We start from the raw sequence: 20,694 nt of genomic DNA, 5'->3' as shown, positions 1-20,694 counted from the left end.
CATGAAGCCAATAGACAACTTTGCTTACGACTCCAAAAACACACTTCAGAAGAAGACAGTAAGCCAGACCATTACAAACTTTATCGGTGATAAATACGCCATCGAACGTCTTGGCTGGAAATGTAACGAAATCCTTGTTCCGTGCGTGGAGGACAGCGCGTTCGACCAAATCCACCGCAGCGGCAAAATCTCGCTTTCCATACTTCTGCGCCACGACGATTTTCTGTTTGTCCGCGCTCGACGCAAGATTCCGGACAACGCGATATTTCTACTGGATGAAAATGGCCGACTCTACTTCAGCCATCGAAACATCGTATCCAGTAACGACCGGCCCGCTACTCCGTTTGTATCTCCGCAGGAGATCACCGCCGATGTCGCGGGTCTGGCGGATTTCGACGACAACCTTCCGCTATTGGCCAAGGTCGCCGCCTCCAGTGGCGGCAGGATCATTACAGGAGACGAAGTTACGGTCGGCCAGTGGCTGCGTTTCAACGGGCTGCAAGTGCCGGACAACGAACAAGACACCTGCAACCTGCTCGACCTGTTGAACTTCTCGACATTGCCCGAGCCACCGAAGTACGGAAACTATTGGCAACTTCTGGACGCACCCGACGAGTCGCCGTTCAAACTTGAGGGAAACAACCGGGCAATCATTCTTGATCTGATACAAAGTTGCACGCTGGATTTTGAGGCCATCATCAATGGCCTCGGCAGACGAGTGCAGATTGAAGACACGCCGGGCGATGGCGCTATAACCAGCACGGACTATCGCCTGCAGCAATTGATCGAAAGTGCGGCGTCCCGGCACGGACAGTATTATCTTTCCAAACTTGGCTGGCTCACTGAAGCAGCCGCAAAAAAACAATCGACTGAACTCATGGAGCAACTGACGGTTGCCGTGATACTGCTTGACCTGGACCCGGCGCTCGATATTGCCAACACCCACTTCGCCGGTTTCGACCTGTATTCCAAAGATTACTTCAAACAGCGTCCGGCCCAGGTTGGAACAGACCTGGAAGTGCATCTGATCAAGAACCTTCACGTCGAACCCTCGCTTGCCCCACTGGTGACGCAGATGATTCTGGCAGGCATGGCGCCGGAGTATCTCTTCACCGACTGGCCGTCCAGCCTGCAGATGGGGACGCCAGCCTGGGTAATCGCTACGCAGGCTGTGCATCTGGTTGAAGCGCTGGTTCCCGGCGCCAGCCGCAAAATGACCTATCAGCATCTGATGGGATTCAGCCAGTCGACGAAATCCCTCGCGCCACTGGCAGCTTTGCAAGCCGAAGGCTCGGTGGATCCGGTAGTGACCTGGGCCTGGATGAACGGCCTCATCACGCGAGATGCGCAAGGCAATCTCGACGCAAAAGAGATCGAGCGCGCCACGCTCGAATACGATCAATACATCGCCATGATGCTGGAAGCCGCCGAACGGTTTTCCAGGCCGTTGCCCGATCGCATACAGCTCGCATTGCAAGAATTGAAGTCCCAGGAACGGGATTGTGACCCCGATGAACTGCTGGTCAAACATCGCGGCAGTGGCGGTGGCGCGGGCCGTAAAGTGTCGGTGCTGGACCTGTACATGGGTGACGAGCTTCACACCAAGGACTGGGATCGCCTCAAAGGCACCAGCATCTATAAATCCTTTCCTGAACTGCCTTTTCTGTTTCCCGTTGCCGACCTCTACGAAACCGCGACCTCCAGTCACTTCGACGCCGTTCTCGGTGGGCTGGCGCGCAACATCCAGATCGCCATTTCACAGGTGCTCCCGGAGGATGCAGCGTCCATCGAATACGGGGCGATCGGTGTCTATTGCGTTCAGAAGATGAACTACAAGCCGGCACGAACCAACGGTCGCGGCGGCGTCAGCCCTGCCAGATACATTCCGGGAGAAACCGGGCGTTACGGGGTCATTCTCTGCGTACAACTCGGTTACGCCATCAAATGCTTCGAGCTGTTTGCGCTCCGGATGGAGTGTCGGTACAACCCGGAGCTTGAAGCATTCTTCGAGCCACTGGTTTCCGGAAGTTTCTTCAAGCTCGACACTCGATTCAGCGATCAGGAAGAGCTTGAAAAAGCCCCCGTTGATCTGCAGGCCTACCTACAAAACGTCGCCCCTAGGGCCAGCATCAAATCCAGAATTCAGGTGCGCAAGATCGGTGTGCTGGAAGCGCCCCGCGAGCGCAGCGATGGCACACCTCTTTATCGCTCTCCTCGCATGGAAATCCTGAGCCGGATGATCGCCGAAAAAAATCCGTACATCACCGAGCAGGAAATCCACCAACTGGGCCTGCAGCAAACCGTACGGGAGAAGGCGATTGAAAAGACCGATGCCATCTTCAATATGATTCTCAACCTGATCATTCCCTTCAAGAGCTGTGTGGAAGGGCTGACTTCCGGGGATCCGAAGAAACACGGTGGCGCAATATTCGACTGCATTGTCGATGCCGCCGTACTGGCGATGACCATTTTCGCCGCACCTGTGGCAATCGCTGCCGCCGCCAGCAAAGCCGCGAGCATCGCCGGTAAACTGCTGTCGGCCTCGCGGATTCTGGCAAGCGCAGCCCTCAGCCTGTTCAACCCTTTGTCGGGCTTGCCGCAACTGCTCAAGGCCGGAGGCAAATTAGTCGGCCGAGGCGTCGCGAAGCTGAGTGGACATGCCCTCTCGCTGGCACATCAGGCCAAGCAGCAACTCAGGTTCCTGACCGGCGCAAACAGTTACGACCTGCTCAAAGTGATTGATCACACCGGCTCGGCAACCCACGCGCGGATGTCGCTGGACACGATTTCACATGCTCGGGCGCTGCTGAAAAGCGATGCCATCGAAACCGCTCAACACATCGTCACGCGCTTGAGCGACAAGCACTTCAAGTTGCCCAAAGGGGCTACCGAAACGGAATTGCGCCATCTTGCGAACAACGCCGTGAAGGAAACGGCGTACCAGTCGAAACAGGCAGTTGATCTGGAGTCGCTGATCGGTCGCAAGGCTTTGGAAGAACTGACGGAAGCGTTCATCAAGGGTCACCCCGTCCAGCTCAACGATGCGCGCAGCACGGCGCAGGGTTACACCGAAACGCTGGCAGTCCTGTACGAACTCGAGAGCAAAAAAGCCCGATTCATGACGGGCTATCAGCAAGACATTCTGAAACTGGATCTGGGCAAACCACCCTACAACGACATCATGCCCGATTCGCTGTTCAACCCGCAGGGGTTCACCGATCCTTCACAACGCGCGACCGCCTGGATGTTGAAAGGCTCGACCTCCAACGGCAACGACTTCGAAAACATCCTTGGCGTATTGCGCGAATACACCGCGAACAAGGCCTCCCTGACCGATCCGAACGTGATCAGGGAGATTCATCGCAAACTGGTGCCGGAAGCTGTCGGGCGCGTGCGTGACGCCGGCGCCCCGACCAAGTACGGCAGCAGCCCAACTGGATTTGCCTTGCTCGAACAGCACCTGAAAAACCTGGACCCGAGACATCCGCATTTTGATAAACAAGTGCTGGGGGCTGTGGTCGGCTTCCAGGGGTTCGGTGACGGCAACGGCCGTACGGCCAGCGCTTTGTATTCGATCAGCCAACTGCGCGAAAACCGCTTCACGGCCATGCCACCCCATGTGTTCAGGGAGCTCAACGGCATTTTCTAAGGGATTTCGCATGAATTGAACTCAGGTCCGTACTTCGTTTGCCGGAGTACGGATCAGGGCAGCAGCAAATACCCCGCACTCACCGCCAACAGCAGCGCCATCACCCGGTTGAACAAGCGCATCCCTGCCGGATTCCCCAGATAGCCACGCAAAAACGTCCCGGCATACGCCCAGCACCCCACCGACAGATAACAAATCACCAGATACACCGCTGCAAACTGCCACACCAGCCGCGCCTCGCCATCGGCGACAAACGCGCCCATCCCCGCCACGCAGGCCAGCCAGGCCTTGGGATTGAGCCATTGCATCACTGCGCCGTAGAGCATCGACGGTGCCCTGCCCGACTCTCCCGCATTCAACCGGCCGTCATCGGTCGCCAGTTTCCAGGCCATGAACAACAGAAACGCCACCCCGGCCAGTTGCACCACGCGGGTCAGCGAGGGCCAAAGTTTCAGTACTTCGTGCAGCCCCAGTCCCATCAACACCAGCAACAGCACAAACCCCAGCGTCGCTCCGGCTACATGCCGTTGACTGGCGCGAAAGCCGAACTGCGCTCCCGAGCTCAACGCCACGATATTCACCGGCCCCGGGGTAATGGACGCGGCCAGGGCAAACGCCGCCATCGACACAATCAGACTCATCGCACACCTGCTTCAAATCGAGGAACAAGGCGCTCACAGTAACCAGCACACAGCGGACGGTATTGAAGGAAATTACCCCCGCTCGCGCAGACCCACTACGCTCTGGCTATGCGATCACTTTTGACCAGGAAGTCTGCCCTTGATGATCTTGATTCTGCTGCCCTCTGCCGATTACGACCCCACCGAAAGCAGCGTGCCCTGGCAGGCACTGCGCAACGCGGGCATTGAAGTACGTTTTGCCACACCGCAAGGCTTGCCCGCCCACGCCGATCCACGGTTGGTGGATATCGGCTTCGGCCTGTTGAGTTCGATGCTGATGACGCGCAAGGCCGATCTGGACAGTTACAAGCAGATGATCGAGTCCGATGCGTTCAGGCAGCCGCTGGCGTATGCCGATGTCGACACGAACCAATTTGAAGGTCTGTTGATTCCCGGCGGACATGCCAAAGGGATGCGCACGCTGCTGGAGTCCACACAGGCTCAGCAGATCGCCCTGCAATTTTTCAAGGCCGAAAAACCCGTGGCGGCGGTGTGTCATGGCGTGCTGTTGCTGGCCCGCACGCTCGATCCCGACACCGGGCGCTCGGTGTTGTTCGGGCGCAGGGTGACGGCGTTGCTCGCGGCTACCATGGAATTGCCGGCGTGGCTGATGACAGCTGCCTGGCTGGGGCGCTACTACCGCACCTACAAGCAAACGGTCGAAGCGGAAGTGAAAACCGCGCTGGCCCGCAAATCCGACTTCATACGCGGCCCGCTGATCGCCAAACGCGATGGCGCGAATAACCTTCAAACGGGATTTGTGGTGCGCGACGGCCAACTGCTGACAGCGCGCTGGCCCGGCGACTGCCATCGATTCGCCGCAGAATGGGTGGCCATGTTGCAGGCCCCCCAACGCTGATCGGCTTTTTCAGTCCTGACGCGGCACGGTGAAGCGGAATTCACTGCCCTGCCCCGGCTCACTCTCGGCCACGATCCGCCCGCCATGGGCCTCGACGATGCCTTGCGTGATGTACAGGCCCAGCCCGGTGCCGTTCGGATTGCCTTCCTTCACCGTCCAGTAACGGTCGAACACATGCGGCAAGTGATCCTTGGGAATGCCTTCGCCGCTGTCACGGACCGTGAAGACGATGTCGTCACCAACCGATTTGGCATACACATCGACCGTACCCAAACGCGGAGTGAACTTGATCGCGTTGCCGACCAGATTCGACAGCACCTGAAACAGCCGCTCGGGATCGGCATGGATGCTCAGGTCGGGATCGGCCTCGAACGAGATGCTGATGTCCTTGTCCAGCGCCAGCGGTGCCAGCAGCGATTGTGCCTCTTCGAACATCTGCGCGACATCGAGTTTCTGCGGCGCGATGGTGTAGCGGCCGGCGTCGATTTTCGAGGTATCGAGCAAGTCTTCCAGCAGCGTGTTCATGCGCCCGGCGGCTTGCTGCATGGTGTCGATCGCGGTCGAGATGCGCCGCGAAGTGTGCGGCCCGTCGGAGCTGAAAGCCTTTTGCATCATGCCGCACAGCATCGAGATCACGGTCATCGGGTTCCGCAGGTCGTGGGACACCACCGCCACCAACTCATCGCGAGCACGCACCGCTTCCTGTTCACGGCGCACCTGGCGGGCCAAGTCATTTTCCAGCGCCGAGCGACGCAGGTCGTTGGCGGCAAACAGATCGCCGTGGCTCCACTTGGTGGAAATCCCGGCCATCTCGACCTTCCAGATTTCGAACGAAGTACGCGGCCGCAGGCGCAGGCCGGCGTCGGAGTTTTCCAGGTCCAGCGGCTTGCGCGGGTCGCCGCTCCAGTTGATGTTCTCTTTGACTTCGGGGCGGAACCACAGCACGCCGTTGTCCACCGGTTTCGGCAGGCTCATGGCGAGCACGCCGCTGGCGACCTGCTGATACTGCGCGGCCGGCGGATAAACGCTGGCCAGGTGATGGCTGGCAAACACCGGCTCGCCGCGCTCCTGCAACCACTTGTGCAAAGCGCGAATCTCTTCCGGCTCCGGGCAGTTGCCGTAACGGTGCAATTGCTTGTCTTCGATGATCGCAATGCCGCCGGCATTGGCCAGCGCCATCAGGACTTGTGGCTGGTTGGCCAGGCCATCGAAGACGTTCTGTGGCGAGTCGATCATCGCCTGACTGAGCAGCGCCAGCGCCTCGACCTTTTCCTCGCGTTGACGGCTGACTTCCAGCGCTTCCATCGCGCTGATCTGCAACGACAGCACCTGGCCGATGGTCTGGCACGCCGTGCGCAACTCGTGCGGAACGTGCAGCGGCTGGCGGTTGCCGCAACTGATCAGGCCCCAGAGCCGGTCGCCCTTGAGCAGCGAAATGCTCATCGAGGACAGCACGCCCATGTTCTTCATGTACTGGCAGTGGATCGGCGACACGCTGCGCAATGTGGCGAAGCTCAGGTCCAGCGGGGTCTGGGTGTCCGGGCGCAACTTGGGCACCAGCGGCACCGGTTGGTAGTCGGCATTCGGGATGATCCGCAGCCAGTTGGTGCGGTACAGCTCGCGGGCCTGCTCGGGGATGTCGGAGGCCGGGAAAAACAGACCGTTGAAGACTTCCATCGACGGATCGGACGCTTCGGCGATGACCTGACCGTGGCCCTCTTCTTCGAAGCGATAGATCAGCACCCGGTCGTAACCGGTCATGGCCTGGATTTCCTTGACGCTGATGTCGTACAGCGCCTGCAGGCTCTGAGCCTTTTGCAGACGCGCGAGCATCCGCCCCAGGTGGGTTTCGGTGCCGGCGACGTTACGCGGCTGGAAGTTTTCGACGTGGATTTCCAGTTCCAGGATCAGCACATCCTGATGCCGGTGCAGCAAGCCTTCGAACGCCGTGCCGTTGAGGCGAAAGTGCAGCGGCGGCGCATCGGACAAGGCCGGTTGCTGCAAGGCCTCGCGAACCTGCGCGGCATGGGCATCGCCGATCAGGCTTTGCAGTGGCTGGCCGATCAGTTCCTGTGCCGGCCGGGCGAGCAAAGTCTCGACGTTGGCGCTGATCTGGATGATCGAAAGGTCCGGCTCGCTCAGGGTCAGCAGCAAACCGTGCGGCTGGATCGCGCCGGGAAAGCGGATCGGCTCGTCGGCGCAGTTGGCCAGCAACTCTTCAAAGGCTTCTTTGTCTTGCGGGGTCATACCAGAACCTCCTGGCTTTCGAGCCAGCGCTCGAAACAGCTGAATGTAGTGTGGGCGGCCGCCACGACGGCTTCACGCTCGTCGGCGTCCATCGGGCGACTGCCCAGGTATTCGATGAAATCGCGCCAGCGTCGGCCGGTGGCAGCGCCGTAAATGTCCAGAAACGCTGCGCCGTTGTCCGCGCCTAGGCTCAACCGCGTGGCGATTTCCCGGCGCAGGATCTGCCCGCCGAGGGTTGCACCTTCCAGTACGTACAGCACACCCAGGCACGCGGCGGCGGAGTCGATGGTGGGCAACTGGCGGCAGACCGGAAAGTCCCTGCCGTTAGCATCCAGCGCTTGCAGATCGCGTTGCAGGGTCGGCGCTTTGAGGCGTGAAACCAGATCGAAATCGGCGGGGATCTCGCCGCTGCCCTGCAACGCAGCCTCCAGTGGCTGATAGAAGCCGTAATAGGCGCGCATCAATCGCTCGAAAGCCTGCAGATCAAGGGTGTCGGAGAAGAAAGGAAGGCGTTTTTCCAGTGCAATGTGCAGTTCGGCCGTGCCGGCGCGCAGATCCTGCAACACCGGTGGTACATGAACCTCGCGGGCCTTTGCTTGCATGTAGTCGCTCGTACAGTGGGCCGCCTGGGGCCATGGGGAAATGGAAAAGCATTGCGCGAAAGCTTACACGGCAATTGTCCTTTCTGACCCGCCAGATGATTTTTTTCTGGCGGATTCATCACCCTGTGACGAATTCAGAGTTGACGGGACGGCAGAAAGTTCGAACGGATTTACGCCCGATCATCGCTGTACCGCGACACTGCTGCCTGACTGTACGGTTCAGGCCCGCACGCGCGCGTGATAAAAATACCGCTCCCGTCACCGGAGCCCGCCCCATGGATCTCGCCACCCTCTCCCTGTTTCTGCCCGCCTGCTTTGCCTTGAACATGGCGCCTGGGCCGAACAACCTGCTGTCGGTCAGCAACGCCACCCGCTACGGCTATCGCCGCGCCTGCGTGGCGGGTGTCGGGCGATTGCTGGCGTTTGCCGGAATGATCGCCCTCGCGGCGGCGGGGCTGGCGGTGGTGCTGCAAACGTCCGAACTGTTGTTCTACGGGATCAAGATTGTCGGCGCGGGGTATCTGCTGTATCTGGCGTGGCAGCTGTGGCGGGCCAATCCTGCCGCCGAAGACTCGGTTACTGCGCCGGCGAATGGGCCTCTGGCCCTGGCGCGTCAGGAGTTTTTAGTGGCGGCGGGCAATCCCAAGGCAATTCTTATATTCACCGCTTTTCTGCCGCAATTCGTCGACCCGACCCGCGCCATCACCCCGCAGTTCATGCTGCTGGGCGTGCTGTTCCTGCTGCTGGAATGGATCGCCATCAGCGCCTACGCCTACATGGGGCTGCACATGCGCCGCTGGTTCGCCGAGCCGCGCGGCAAACGGATTTTCAACCGTTGCTGCGCGGGATTACTGTCGGCGGCGGCTTCGGTGTTGCTGATGGCCAAGCGGGCCTAAGCTTCGGACGGGCCTTTGAGTTCGACCTGATTGCCGTCCGGGTCGAAGCAGTACAGCGACAGGCCGTAGCCCTCGGCGCCAAAACGGGTGGCGGCTTTTTCGACGGTCAGGCCGCAGGATTGCAGATGGCTGATCAGTGCCGCTTCATCGAACGGCTCGATGCGCAGGCAGAAGTGATCGACGTTGCGCCGTTCGCTACCGGCAGCGGCGCCGCCCTTGCGGCCGATTTCGCCGTCGAGGTCGACCAGATCGATCATCGACGTGCCGGCGCGCAGGTGCACCAGACCGAACTTTTCGTTGCGTTTGACCACTTCGGCGCCGAAGACCCGGTCGTAGAAGTCAATGCTGCGTTGCAGATCGGCGACGCGCAGCACGATGTGATCGATGTGTTGAATCGTGAACGGTGGCATACCTTCATTTCCCTAGTTGTAGCGACCCGATCACTGTAGTGCAGCGGCCCGAAAATTCACTGTCGATTTTTCGGTGGAGCCATCGAATAACTGGTTTTATCCTCGGCCCATGAACATACAAGCCGCTGTCCTGCCCCCTCACGCCGAAATGGTCCGCGCCATGCTCGCAAGCGACACTGCCTATGAAGGCGTGTTCTTCACGGCCGTGAAAACCACCGGGATCTTTTGCCGCCCTACCTGCACGGCGCGCAAGCCGAAACCGGAAAACGTCGAGTTCTTCGCCCACGCTGATGACTGCCTGTCCGCAGGCTATCGCGCCTGTTTGCGCTGTAAACCGCTGGACGCTGCGGCCATCGCCCCGGATTGGGTGCAACGACTGTTGAAAGCCGTCGACGCCGATCCTGAGCTGCGCTGGAGCGATGCGCAGTTGCTCGCCGAGGGCATCGAACCGCTGAAACTGCGGCGCTGGTTCAAACAGCATTTCGGCATGACTTTCCATGCGTGGCTGCGCACCCGGCGGCTCGGCATGGCGCTGGGCGGGATCAAGCAAGGCACGTCCATCGACCACGCCGCGTTCGACTCCGGCTATGAATCCCTCAGCGGTTTTCGCGATGCGTTCCAGAAGTCGTTCCACATCACGCCGGGACGCGCGGCATCCAGCGAGCCGTTGCTGTTCACCCGCCTGACCACGCCGTTGGGGCCGATGATCGCCATGGCAGAACGACGCGGGCTGGTATTGCTGGAGTTTCTCGACCGCCCGGCGCTGACCCGCGAAGTTGAAGAATTGCAGAACCGCTACGGCTATGTGGTCGCGCCAGGGTACAACGCGCATTTGCAGCAGATCGAAAACGAGCTGGCGCTGTACTTCGCCGGCAAGCTGAGCGAATTCAGCGTGCCGCTGCACCTGCCCGGCAGCGAGTTTGCCCGCCAGGTCTGGAGCGAACTGCGGCAAATCCCCTACGGCCACACCAGCACTTACGGCACCATCGCCGCACGGCTGGGCAAACCCGGCGCCAGTCGCGCGGTGGGGCTGGCCAACGGGCACAATCGGCTCTCGATTGTCGTGCCGTGCCATCGGGTGATCGGTGCGGACGGCTCATTGACCGGCTATGGTGGTGGGCAACCGCGCAAGGCGTTTTTGCTCCGGCTGGAAAACGCCGCCGTGCAGCTGACGCAACCTCTGGCTTTCTGAACAACCGACAAGAAGGGATCTCGATGAACGCGCTCGACACTCAGTTTCACCAGTTGCACCACGATGGCCTGCTGATCCTGACCAACGTCGCCGACGCCACGGGTGCGCGGCTGGTCGAGCAACTGGGTAGCAAAGCCGTCGCCACCAGCAGCGCCGCTGTCGCCTGGGCCCACGGTTACCCGGACGGCAACACCCTGCCGCTGGAGCGTTTGATCAGCACCGTGGAATCGATTGCCCGAGTCATCAAGGTGCCGTTGAGCGTGGACATCGAGGCCGGTTATTCCGATGACCTCGGCCGGGTTGCTGAAGTGATCGATGCGGTCATCGCGGCAGGCGCGGTCGGGATCAATATCGAAGACGGCAGCGGCACGCCGGAACTGCTGGTACGCAAGATCGAAGTCGCGCGGCAAGTGGCCGAGAGGCGCAATGTGAAGCTGTTCATCAACGCTCGCACCGACGTTTACCTCAAAGGTCTGGTGCCGGCCGAGGATCGTGTCGCCGAAACCCTGCGTCGTGCCGCGCTGTATCAGGCGGCCGGGGCCGATGGATTGTTCGCTGCCGGGGTGACGTCGGCCTACGAAATCGAAGCGATCTGCAAGGGGACGACGTTGCCGGTCAACGTCCTGGGCTTCGCTTGCCTGCCCTCCCCCGAAGAGTTGATAGCTCTCGGCGTGCGCCGCTTGAGCGCCGGCTCCGGGATCGCCGAGTTCATGTACGGCGCCATGGGTTCGCTGGTGAAAAGCTTTCTCGCCAGCGGCAAGCTCGACACCCATGACCTCAAGGCCTTTACCTATGGCGAAGTCAACGGTCTGTTGAAGTAATCGATGTCCGATCCCTACCAACCGGCCAGCGAATTTCTGGCCAGCCTCGACGCCGACTGGCAGCGCCACATTGCTGCGGTCGGCCCCTGCCTGCATCAGCCGCATCCGGCGCGCGATCCCTATGAGTCGCTGGTGCGGGCGATCGCCTATCAGCAACTGCACGCCAAGGCTGGCGATGCGATTGTCGGGCGGTTGGTGGGGTTGTTTCCCGGGCAGACGTTTCCGCGTCCGGAGCAGATTCTGGCGACGGACTTCGATCAATTGCGCGGTTGTGGGTTTTCGGCGGGCAAGATTGCGACGATTCAGGGGATTGCCCAGGCGACTCTGGACGGTGTGGTGCCGGATTACTCGACTGCGCTGTCGATGGAAGATGAGGCGTTGATCGAGCGGTTGGTCAGCCTGCGCGGGGTTGGGCGCTGGACCGTCGAGATGTTGCTGATCTACAGCCTGGAGCGGCCGGACATTCTGCCGGCGGATGACTTTGGGGTTCGCGAGGGGTATCGGCGGTTGAAGGGGCTGGAGGTGCAGCCTGCGCGCAGGCAGATGATTGAGATCGGGTTGGACTGGAAGCCGTTTCGGACGGTGGCGGCCTGGTATTTGTGGCGGGTGCCGAAAAGCCCCTCGCTGTAGCCCTCACCCTTCGGGAGAGGGCTTTGGCCCTTTACGGGAAGATCATCTTCATCTCTCTGTCCGAATAGTTGTAGTTCCAGCGCAACTCGGTTCCCGCCGCAATATCCTCCGAGGCAAACAGCGCGTTCAACATGTAGGGCCGGTTGACCAGCCGGTCGCCGATCAGCATGTCCGCTTCGACTTTGAACCCGACGATCTGCACGTTATAGCCGTCTGGCGATTGATGGATCGGTTTGCCGGTGGCGTCGTATTCGAAGTTCGAGTTGATCCGCGAAATGATGTTGTCGCCGATGACCACAACTGGATCTTCAACAAACTTTCCTGGTGTGTAATGCACGCTGAAACCCGCCAACATGGTGAACGTCTGTTCTTCGCGTCGTACCAGACGCACCGGGCTGAGCGTCCCGCCGTAGAGGCCCAGCGCCTCGCCTTTGCTGATTCGTTTGTTGGCGACCACCATGAGTTGTCCGATCAGCGCTTTCTCGCCAGGGACCTTCATGTCGGCCTCGGTAAAGGTGCGCAGCTCGAGTTTCTCTTCGTAGAGCCTCGCGACGTCTTCATAGCCTTCGAACTTGATGTAGGGCTTGATCGGCTCCGAGCGGAAACGCTCCCCGGTGGTCAGTGTGACCAATGTCTCCAGCTTGCGGATCCGCACCGGTCTGCCCAGGGTGTCGCGTAGCGGGTATTTGCCGTTGTTGGCACGGTCGTAGGTGCCCAGGCGATTGCCACGAAAGGAATAGCGCACTTCATCGCGCATGGTCGCCAGTTCCTGATCGGTGTAGGGCTTGACCGGCATCGATTCGGAGGCAAGCTCGAATTCGTCGTCGGCGTCATCCGCACGAGCCCGTCCTTCGTCGCCCTCCGGATGCGGCATGGCCTCCAGTGTCGAGGCGGCTTCGCTTCGCGGGTCGGGGGTGCGAAAACGGTCGGTGGCAAATTCTTCCAGCGGGTGCCAGAGCTTGCCGTCGCTGTCGCGCTCCAGCACCGGGCCAGAAGGGTTGAGTTCGCTGGGCAGTCTGGCCCGGTACAGACCGGTTTGCGGGTCGGCACCTACCTGGACGATGCCCTGACCGGGCAATTCGGCGAACTGACGGCCCTTGAACGTCCTGAAGCCGTCGGCGTCGATGTCTGTCAGCCGGCTCGCCGCCGGCACGTGGTACGCCTCCAGCGACCGTCGCCCGCCGGGGGGCGCAACTTCCACCACTGGCAGTGCATCGCGAAAGGTGATCGATGACGGAGGACTGACAACCTCGCCACCGCTGTGATGGGGCGTCCGTACGCCACTGGAAATTGCCGGCGGCTCCGGCAGATTGCCGTGGACACTCGGTCGAATCACCGGCCCCGACACAGTGCCGTCGGTGGAAGGTCTCAAATGAACATCGGCCGGGCCCGAGCCCTTGACCGGCGGTTTGATTGGCATGTTTTTCTTCCTTGAAAAGTGGCCGTCCCGGATCCTGAAAATCAGGAACCGAAACGGCATCCGGCGTCATTGCCGGTTCAGATTCATGGCGAAAAAACTACCAGACTCACCCCCACACGCCCACGCACAAACCGCTTCAAGATGATTCCCGGCGCCCGTTCACAACCCCGACTTCAACCGGCTGAATGCCCGAATCAATGCCCGGTTGAACGCCTTGCCATTGTCATTCTTGCTGTACAGCGAAGCCCTCACCGCCTGCGGTGGATAGGTCCCCGGATCATTGCGAATCGCCGGATCGATCAAGCCATCCGCCGCCGTGATCGCGTTGGCGTAGTGAATGGTGTCGGTGATGGGTGCAATCACCTCCGGCGTCATCAGGTAATCCATCAGTGCCAGCCCGGCCTCGGGGTGCGGTGCATCCTTGGGAATGACCATGGCATCGAACCAGATCAGCGTGCCCTCCTTCGGAATCCGGTAATTCAACTTGAACGGTTTTTTCGCCGCTTCAGCCTGACCGGCCGCGATGGCAACGTTGCCGTTCCACGACATCGCCACGCAGGTGTTGCCGTTGGCCAGGTCGCTGATGTTCAGGTCATTGTCGAAGTAGCGGATGTACGGGCGAATCTTCGCCAGTTGCTGCTCGGCGAGTTTCAGGTCGTCAAGGCTCTGGCGGTTGATGTCCAGGCCCATGTACTTCATGACCGCCGCGAACACTTCGTTCGGGTCGTTGAGCAGGCTCACCCCGCAATCGGCGAATTTCGACACCACTGCCGGATCGAACAGCATCGCCCAACTGTCCCGTGGCGCCTCCGGCAGGCGCTGCTTCACGGCCTCCTCCTGATAGCCAACGCCGGTGGTGCCCCAGGCGTAGATCCCGGCGTAGCGGTTGCCCGGATCGAACACCGCCATGTGCTGACGGAACTCCTCGCCGACTCCGGCAAAGTGCGGGAGTTGCTGCTTGTTCAACGTCTGGATCGCGCCGCTCTCGATGGCCCGCGACAGGTGCTGACCGGCGGTCAGCACCAGGTCGTAGCCGCTGCGCCCGGTGAGCAGCTTGGTCTCGACGGTTTCCAGTGAGTCGAAGTGATCGGCGACCACCCGAATCCCGGTTTTCGCCTCGAAATTCTTCAGGGTATCCGGGGCCAGGTACTCGCCCCAGATGTACAGGTTGACCACCGGCTTCGCCGTTTCGGCAGCCTGCACACACAGGGGTGCAAGCACCAGCAATAACGCTTTACTCAGTTTGTGCAGGCCCATGGTCAGGCTCCTTTTTTCTGGCCGGCGTATTGCGGCATGGTGATGCACGCGACGTTGCCGCCACCGAGCAGGATTTCCCGGGAGTTTTCGATGCCGACGATCTTGTGCTGCGGGAACAGTTCGGCGAGGGTCGCCAACGCCACCTGATCGTTGCGATCACCGAACAGCGGCACCACGATCGAGCTGTTGCCGGCGTAGTAGTTGATGTACGAGGCACAGATTTTGGTGCCGGCCTGACGGGTGTGGGTGCTGTCCTGCTGATCGAGGCCTTCGGCTTCTTCGGCGGTCCACTCCAGCACGTCCGGTTGCGGCAGCTTGTGCACGATCAGTTCGCGACCACGGCTGTCGCGGGTGCTGCGCAGGATGTCGTAGGCCTCCTGATAGATTTCCCACTGCGGATCGTCGCGGTTGTCGGTCCATTGCAGCACCACTTCGCCGGGGCGCACGAAGCACGCGAGGTCGTCGACATGGCCGTCGGTTTCGTCGAACTTGCAACCGCGCGGCAGCCAGATCACTTGCTCGGCGCCGAGGTAATCGGTCAGCCGGCGGGTCACTTCGTCCTTGCCCAGATGCTGGTTGCGATTGCGGTTGAGCAGGCATTGTTCGGTGGTGAGGATGCTGCCCTGACCGTCGCTCTGGATGCCGCCGAGTTCGGCAATCAATGGCGCGCGATAGCGGTCGAAGCGTTCGATTTCGAGAATTTTGCTGGCGATCTGGTCGTCCTTGTCCCACGGATAGTAGAGCCCACCGTCGAGGCCGCCGTAGGCGTTGAATTCGAAGTCGACGCCACGCACTTCACCGCTCTGGTCGTTGACCACGAAGCACGGGCCGCTGTCGCGGAACCAGGTGTCGTTGCAGGTCATCTCCACCACCCGCACTTGCGGAGGCAACTGGCGGCGGGCGGTGGCGAACTGGGATGCCGAGGCGCAGACCGTCACCGGTTCGCTGTGGGAGATCGCGGTGACGATCTGCACCCAGACTTTCTGCGCAGGCTTGGCGCCGTTGCGCCAGACGTCGGTGCGCTCCGGCCAGCCGAGCCAGCAACCGGACTTGGCTTCGAATTCGCCGGGCAGACGGAAGCCGTCCTGTTTCGGGGTGGTGTCGAGCAAACGTGCCATGGTCAAACCTCGTCATCGGGATGGGAATGACCTCAGGCTACGGTCGTGGGCGGTCGCGCCGCCAACGATGATTATTTCGGAACAGTTGAACTCAACTCATCAATCGGCCAGCTGATCGTTGAACCATTCCAGCATCTGCGCCACCGCCGGACGCTCCAGCCGCACCCGCTCGCAGACCAGCGCGTATTGGCCCAGCGCGGTCATGCTGGAGGTGAACGGGCGCACCAGACGCCCATTCTGCAAATCCTCCTGCGCCGTGAGGTTGTCGCCCATCGCCACGCCCTGCCCTTGCGCCGCTGCCTCCAGCGCCAGACCGGCGTGGGCGAAATACAACTGTCGTTCCGGGCGCAAATCGCCGGCATGGCTGGTGAGCCACGCGGTCCAGGTCTTGCCGTCCTGATCGTCGTGCAGCAGGCAATGTCGGGCCAGGTCCTTCGGGGTCTTCAGGTTGCCCTGGTTGAACAGGCCGGGGCTGCACACCGGGAAGAACTGCAACGCCGGCAACGGACGGACGAAATACGCGCTGCTGTCGACCGGGCCGGTGCCGTAGGTGATGGCCAGATCGATGTCTTCGCCGGGCGCCGTGGCGTCGATCGGTTGCTCATAGAGATGCAAGGTGATGTGCGGATAACGCGCGTAGAAATCGGTGAGACGGTTCATCAGCCACTTCTGCGCCAGCTCCGCCGTGACCGCCAGCCGCAACACGGCGAGCGAGGACGGATCGCGCAACTCGTCGCAGGCATCGCCGATCAGCTCGAAGGCCTGTTGCAGGCTCTGCATCAGGCGCCCGGCGGCGATGGTCGGGCGAATCTGCCGGCCCTCGCGGATGAACAACGACACGCCCAGTTGCTCTTCGAGCTGGCGGATCTGATGGCTGACGGCGCTGTCGGTGACGCACAGCTCGGCGGCGGCACGACCGAAATGCGCGTGGCGGGCGGCGCATTCGAAGGTTCGCAGGGCGGCAAGGGAAGGTAGTCGGCGCATGGGTTTGGGTCCCTTTTTTTGCGGACATGCTGACCGGGCTTTGCGCGGGCGTCCAGTTGCACCGCGTTATCGTTCTTCGCGAGCAAGCCCGCTCCCACACTTGAAATGCGCTCCCAATGTGGGAGCGAGCCTGCTCGCGATGGCGGCAGCACATTCACCCCATCTCCTCTAGGCTGAACCGCATCGACAAAAACATTGGAGGCCACTCATGCACCTCGAAGGCTCCTGCCACTGCGGCGCGGTTTCATTCACTCTCGACAGCGCCCACCCCTACCCTTATCAGCGCTGCTACTGCTCGATCTGCCGCAAGACCCAGGGCGGTGGCGGCTTTGCGATCAACCTCGGCGGCGACGCGGCCAGCCTCAAGGTGCGCGGGCGCAAACACATCACGATCTACCACGCGAAAATGAAAGGCGAAGGCGATGCCCGCGCCCACCGCAGCACCGCCGAACGGCATTTCTGCTCGCTGTGCGGCAGCGGTCTGTGGCTGTTCAGCCCGGAGTGGCCGGAGCTGATCCACCCGTTCGCCTCAGCCATTGACACGCCGCTGCCGGTGCCGCCTGAACACACTCATCTGATGCTCGGCTCCAAGGCGCCGTGGGTCGAAGTGCAGGCGAGCGCCAGGGATCAGCAATTCGACGTCTACCCCGAAGAGTCCATCGCCCAGTGGCATGAACGCCTTGGCCTGACTCGCTGAGCATCGATTCCGTTTATTTTTCAGACCCCGGTTCCCTTTTGCATCGCTCGTTCGGTTAACCCACCAGAAACACTTCAACTACCGATCGATTCGATGCAAAGGGATCTCCATGTCGCACGTCCGTTTCCGTTTTGCCTTGCGCCCGCTGGCGCTGGCCGTTGTGAGTTTTGCCGCCACCGCCCACGCCGCTGAAATCCCGGCGAAAAAAGAAACCCTGCAACTGGGCGCGACCAATATTTCCGCCCAGGGCCTGGGGGCGACCACCGAAGGCACGCAGTCTTACACCACCGGTGCGACGTCCTCGGCCACCGGTCTGCCGCTGTCACTGCGCGAAACGCCGCAATCGGTGACGGTGATCACCCGCCAGCAAATGGACGACCGTGGAGTGCAAAGCATCGGCGATGCGCTGCGCAACACTCCAGGCATTTCGACCCAGAAATACGACAGCGACCGCACCGAGTTTTCCGCTCGTGGTTTTGCCATCACCAACTTCCAGTACGACGGCGTCAACCTGCCCTACGACGGCGTCTACGGCGAGAACCCGAACAACGGCGACGACGCCTCCAGCATCGACCGTGTGGAAGTGATCAAGGGCGCCACCGGCCTGATGACCGGCTCGGGCGATCCGTCGGCCACGGTCAATTTGATCCGCAAGAAGCCGACCAAGGAGTTCAAGACCTCGATCAGTGGCACTGTCGGTTCGTGGGACGCTTATCGCACGGTGGGCGATATTTCCGGTTCGCTGACCGATTCGGGCAATGTGCGCGGCCGCTTTGTCGGCGCGTATTCGGACAAGAATTCCTATCTCGATCACTACAGCCAGAAGAAGGATCTGTTCTACGGCATCCTCGAAGCCCACCTGACCGACGACACCCTGCTAACCTTCGGCATCGACAAGTCCAGCACCACCCCGCGCGGTACGTCGTGGACCGGCAATCCGGTGTATTTCGCCGACGGCGGCCGCACCGACTTCCCGCGCCACTTCAACAGCGGCGCCGACTGGAGCCGTCGCGATTTCGACAACATCACCTACTTCGCCTCGCTGGAACAGGCGCTGGCCAACGACTGGAAATTCAAGGTCAGCCTCGACCAGAAAACCACCGACCACGACACTCGACTGGCCTCGGCCAGTGGCGGTAACCCGGATCGCGCCACCGGCGAAGGCATGTTCCTGTACTGGGGCCGCTGGGAAGGTCATCGGGTGCAGAACACCGCTGACGTCAACGTCTCCGGCCCGTTCACCCTCGGCGGCCGCGAGCATGAGCTGATCGCCGGCGTGATGACTTCGCACTCGCGCCAGACCGGTTCGACCTACGACACCAGCGCTTTCGAACTCGTACCGGGCAGCATCTACGACTGGAACGGCGACCTGCCGAAACAGGACTTCCCGAAGAACGGCAAATACGAGCGCACCCAGAGCCAGAACGGCGTTTACCTGGCCACCCGCCTGCACCCGACCGACGATTTGTCGGTGATCCTCGGCAGCCGCCTGAGCACCTTCAAATACAACGAAGACTACCGCTACAACGCCGGCGCCGGCCTCGACGACACCAATGCCAGCTACAAGGAACACGGCGTGGTCACGCCGTACGCCGGGCTGGTCTATGACCTCGACGACACCTACTCGGTGTACGCCAGCTACACCAGCATTTATCAGCCGCAGACCTACAAGGACATTAACGGCTCGACCCTGGCCCCGGTGGAAGGCGACAGCTACGAAGCCGGTCTGAAAGCGGCGTACTTCGACGGTCGCCTGAACGCCAGCCTGGCGTTCTTCCGCATCGAACAGGACGGGGTCGCCGAGTCGATCGGCACCAACGCCGTCACCAACGAAGGCATCTACAAAGCCATCGACGGCGCCACCACCAAGGGCGTCGAGCTGGAACTGGCCGGCGAACTGGCCGACGGCTGGAACGTCTCCGCCGGCTACACCTACGCCCGCACCCGCGATGCCGACGAACAGCGGATCTACGGTTATCCACTGTCCACCACCAAACCGGAACACGTGGTGCGCACCTTCACCACCTATCGTCTGCCGGGCATGCTCGACAAGGTCACCGTCGGTGGCGGCATCAGCTGGCAGAGCGCGTTCTACGGCAAGATCTACAGCGCTCCGGCCGGCGATTACACGCGCATCAAACAGGGCGGCTACACCCTCGTCGACCTGATGACCCGCTATCAGTACAACGAGCACCTGAGCTTCACCGTCAACGCCAACAACGTGTTCGACAAGAAGTACCTGACGGGGCTCGGCAACTTCGACACCACGTTCTACGGCGAGCCGCGCAACTTGATGCTCACCACCAAGTGGGACTTCTGATTCAGCACAACCGGCGGCTTCACAGTCTTTGACAGTTTCCCGACAAAGCTGCCAAAGATTGCCGGCCGCCACCTCACTAGCATGGGCGCATCCAACCTCCCCCTCGGGTGCCCCATGCCGGTTTCGTTACGCACATTTTCGCTGTCCCTGACTTCCCTCTGCCTGCTGCTGCCGGGCGATTCGCTGCGCGCCGAAGACTGGCACGCCACCCTGCGTGCTGGTGCGGCCAGTGCGCCGCGTTACAGCGGCAGTGATGAACGGGTGATGGCGCCTTTGGTGGGTGTGGAAATTGTCAGCCCTTACGGCGTGTTTCTCGACAGCAGCCGAGGCCTCGGCTGGGGGGTCGACGAAGAGGATTTCGGCCTCAGCGTCTACGTCGGCGCCAGCGATGTGCGCAAGGATCGCAAGACCGGATTCAAAGGTTCGGACGAGCTCAACGGCATGGGCTCGATCAAGTCGCGCCCGGTGATCGGGCTCGACGGGACCTATCACATGGGCCCGATCATTCTCGGCGCGAGTTTCGAGCATGCGCTGGAAAAGGACGACGATGACCACGATACCGGCTCGTCGTGGAACCGCCTCAAGCTGAGCATCAGCGCGCCTTTCTACGAAGGCCGTTACGGCAAGGTTACCGGCGGCCTCAACAGCCAGTTCGGCGACAGCAATTACATGCGCACCTGGTACGGCGTCAGCGATGCCCAGGCCTCGCGCAGTCAGTTCCGCGCGTACAAGGCCCGGGCCGGGTTGGTCAGTCGCGGTGCGGACCTGACCTGGTCGTTGCCGCTGGATGAGCAATGGAGCGTGTCGACCGTTCTGGCGGTGCAGTACCTGAGCCACGAAGCGGCCGACAGCCCGATAGTCGAGCGCCGGTTGCAGGCCTCACTCGCCGGGCAAGTGGTCTACACCTTTTGA

At 61.3% G+C, this 20,694-nt stretch carries 17 protein-coding genes; 9 read left to right on the top strand and 8 right to left on the bottom strand.

All coding sequences use genetic code 11. The annotated features are described in order from the left end of the window. Position 1 precedes the first annotated feature (1 nt). Complete coding sequence (locus AC0R79_RS12290) at positions 2-3,649, top strand: hypothetical protein (RefSeq protein WP_474734584.1); 3,648 nt, start codon at positions 2-4, stop codon at positions 3,647-3,649. 53 nt (positions 3,650-3,702) lie between these two features. Here AC0R79_RS12290 and AC0R79_RS12285 read toward each other — a convergent pair whose 3' ends face one another. Further along, positions 3,703-4,290 carry a LysE family translocator gene (locus AC0R79_RS12285; RefSeq protein ID WP_474734583.1) on the bottom strand — a complete coding sequence of 196 codons (588 nt, stop codon included), beginning with the start codon at positions 4,288-4,290 and terminating at the stop codon, positions 3,703-3,705. A 142-nt stretch (positions 4,291-4,432) separates the two neighbouring features. On the opposite strand from AC0R79_RS12285, the gene AC0R79_RS12280 reads away from it, so the two are divergent. Beyond that, a complete protein-coding gene (locus AC0R79_RS12280) occupies positions 4,433-5,188 on the top strand; it encodes a type 1 glutamine amidotransferase domain-containing protein (RefSeq protein WP_474734581.1) in 756 nt (251 codons plus the stop codon). A 9-nt stretch (positions 5,189-5,197) separates the two neighbouring features. Here AC0R79_RS12280 and AC0R79_RS12275 read toward each other — a convergent pair whose 3' ends face one another. Together AC0R79_RS12275 and AC0R79_RS12270 are read right to left on the bottom strand one after the other, a co-directional pair. Continuing rightward, complete coding sequence (locus AC0R79_RS12275) at positions 5,198-7,435, bottom strand: ATP-binding protein (RefSeq protein WP_474734579.1); 2,238 nt, start codon at positions 7,433-7,435, stop codon at positions 5,198-5,200. Then, positions 7,432-8,037 (bottom strand): biliverdin-producing heme oxygenase, encoded by a 606-nt coding sequence (locus AC0R79_RS12270; protein WP_474734577.1) that lies wholly within the window; start codon positions 8,035-8,037, stop codon positions 7,432-7,434. The genes AC0R79_RS12275 and AC0R79_RS12270 overlap by 4 nt, the downstream gene beginning before the upstream one ends. A gap of 275 nt (positions 8,038-8,312) precedes the next feature. On the opposite strand from AC0R79_RS12270, the gene AC0R79_RS12265 reads away from it, so the two are divergent. Next, complete coding sequence (locus AC0R79_RS12265) at positions 8,313-8,933, top strand: LysE family translocator (protein WP_474734576.1); 621 nt, start codon at positions 8,313-8,315, stop codon at positions 8,931-8,933. Here the strand turns inward: AC0R79_RS12265 and AC0R79_RS12260 are convergent. Beyond that, positions 8,930-9,343, bottom strand: coding sequence for a VOC family protein (locus tag AC0R79_RS12260; RefSeq protein ID WP_474734574.1), 414 nt, complete (start codon positions 9,341-9,343; stop codon positions 8,930-8,932). The two genes, AC0R79_RS12265 and AC0R79_RS12260, sit on opposite strands and share 4 nt — an antisense overlap. A 109-nt stretch (positions 9,344-9,452) precedes the next feature. On the opposite strand from AC0R79_RS12260, the gene AC0R79_RS12255 reads away from it, so the two are divergent. The 3 genes from AC0R79_RS12255 to AC0R79_RS12245 are packed head-to-tail and all read left to right on the top strand — an operon-like array spanning position 9,453 to position 11,986. Then, entirely contained in the window at positions 9,453-10,535 is a 1,083-nt protein-coding gene (locus AC0R79_RS12255) for a bifunctional transcriptional activator/DNA repair enzyme AdaA (protein WP_474734573.1), read from the top strand. 23 nt (positions 10,536-10,558) lie between these two features. Further along, complete coding sequence (locus tag AC0R79_RS12250) at positions 10,559-11,356, top strand: isocitrate lyase/PEP mutase family protein (protein WP_474734572.1); 798 nt, start codon at positions 10,559-10,561, stop codon at positions 11,354-11,356. Between the two features lie 3 nt (positions 11,357-11,359). After that, positions 11,360-11,986 (top strand): DNA-3-methyladenine glycosylase family protein, encoded by a 627-nt coding sequence (locus tag AC0R79_RS12245; protein WP_474734570.1) that lies wholly within the window; start codon positions 11,360-11,362, stop codon positions 11,984-11,986. A 31-nt stretch (positions 11,987-12,017) separates the two neighbouring features. On the opposite strand, the gene AC0R79_RS12240 is transcribed toward AC0R79_RS12245, so the two are convergent. The 4 genes from AC0R79_RS12240 to AC0R79_RS12225 form a co-directional block, all read right to left on the bottom strand. Then, positions 12,018-13,406, bottom strand: a complete 1,389-nt coding sequence (locus tag AC0R79_RS12240) for a hypothetical protein (RefSeq protein WP_474734569.1) — start codon at positions 13,404-13,406, stop codon at positions 12,018-12,020. A 159-nt stretch (positions 13,407-13,565) separates the two neighbouring features. Beyond that, positions 13,566-14,663, bottom strand: coding sequence for an extracellular solute-binding protein (locus AC0R79_RS12235; protein ID WP_474734568.1), 1,098 nt, complete (start codon positions 14,661-14,663; stop codon positions 13,566-13,568). Between the two features lie 2 nt (positions 14,664-14,665). Then, a complete protein-coding gene (gene aguA, locus AC0R79_RS12230) occupies positions 14,666-15,781 on the bottom strand; it encodes an agmatine deiminase (protein WP_085708631.1) in 1,116 nt (371 codons plus the stop codon). 99 nt (positions 15,782-15,880) lie between these two features. Then, complete coding sequence (locus AC0R79_RS12225; RefSeq protein ID WP_085608994.1) at positions 15,881-16,765, bottom strand: LysR substrate-binding domain-containing protein; 885 nt, start codon at positions 16,763-16,765, stop codon at positions 15,881-15,883. A 208-nt stretch (positions 16,766-16,973) separates the two neighbouring features. Here AC0R79_RS12225 and AC0R79_RS12220 point away from each other — a divergent pair, with 208 nt between their 5' ends. The 3 genes from AC0R79_RS12220 (at position 16,974) to AC0R79_RS12210 (ending at position 20,694) form a co-directional block, all read left to right on the top strand. Continuing rightward, positions 16,974-17,462 (top strand): GFA family protein, encoded by a 489-nt coding sequence (locus AC0R79_RS12220; protein ID WP_474734566.1) that lies wholly within the window; start codon positions 16,974-16,976, stop codon positions 17,460-17,462. 109 nt (positions 17,463-17,571) lie between these two features. Continuing rightward, the gene (locus AC0R79_RS12215; protein ID WP_474734565.1) at positions 17,572-19,782 is read left to right on the top strand and encodes a TonB-dependent siderophore receptor; all 2,211 of its coding nucleotides are present in this window, start codon (positions 17,572-17,574) and stop codon (positions 19,780-19,782) included. Positions 19,783-19,896: 114 nt separating this feature from the next. After that, the gene (locus tag AC0R79_RS12210; RefSeq protein ID WP_474734563.1) at positions 19,897-20,694 is read left to right on the top strand and encodes a MipA/OmpV family protein; all 798 of its coding nucleotides are present in this window, start codon (positions 19,897-19,899) and stop codon (positions 20,692-20,694) included.

Source organism: Pseudomonas sp. HD57-3, assembly GCF_056113135.1.
Note: the sequence above shows the minus strand (reverse complement) of the source record. Positions and strands in the feature narration are given on the sequence as shown.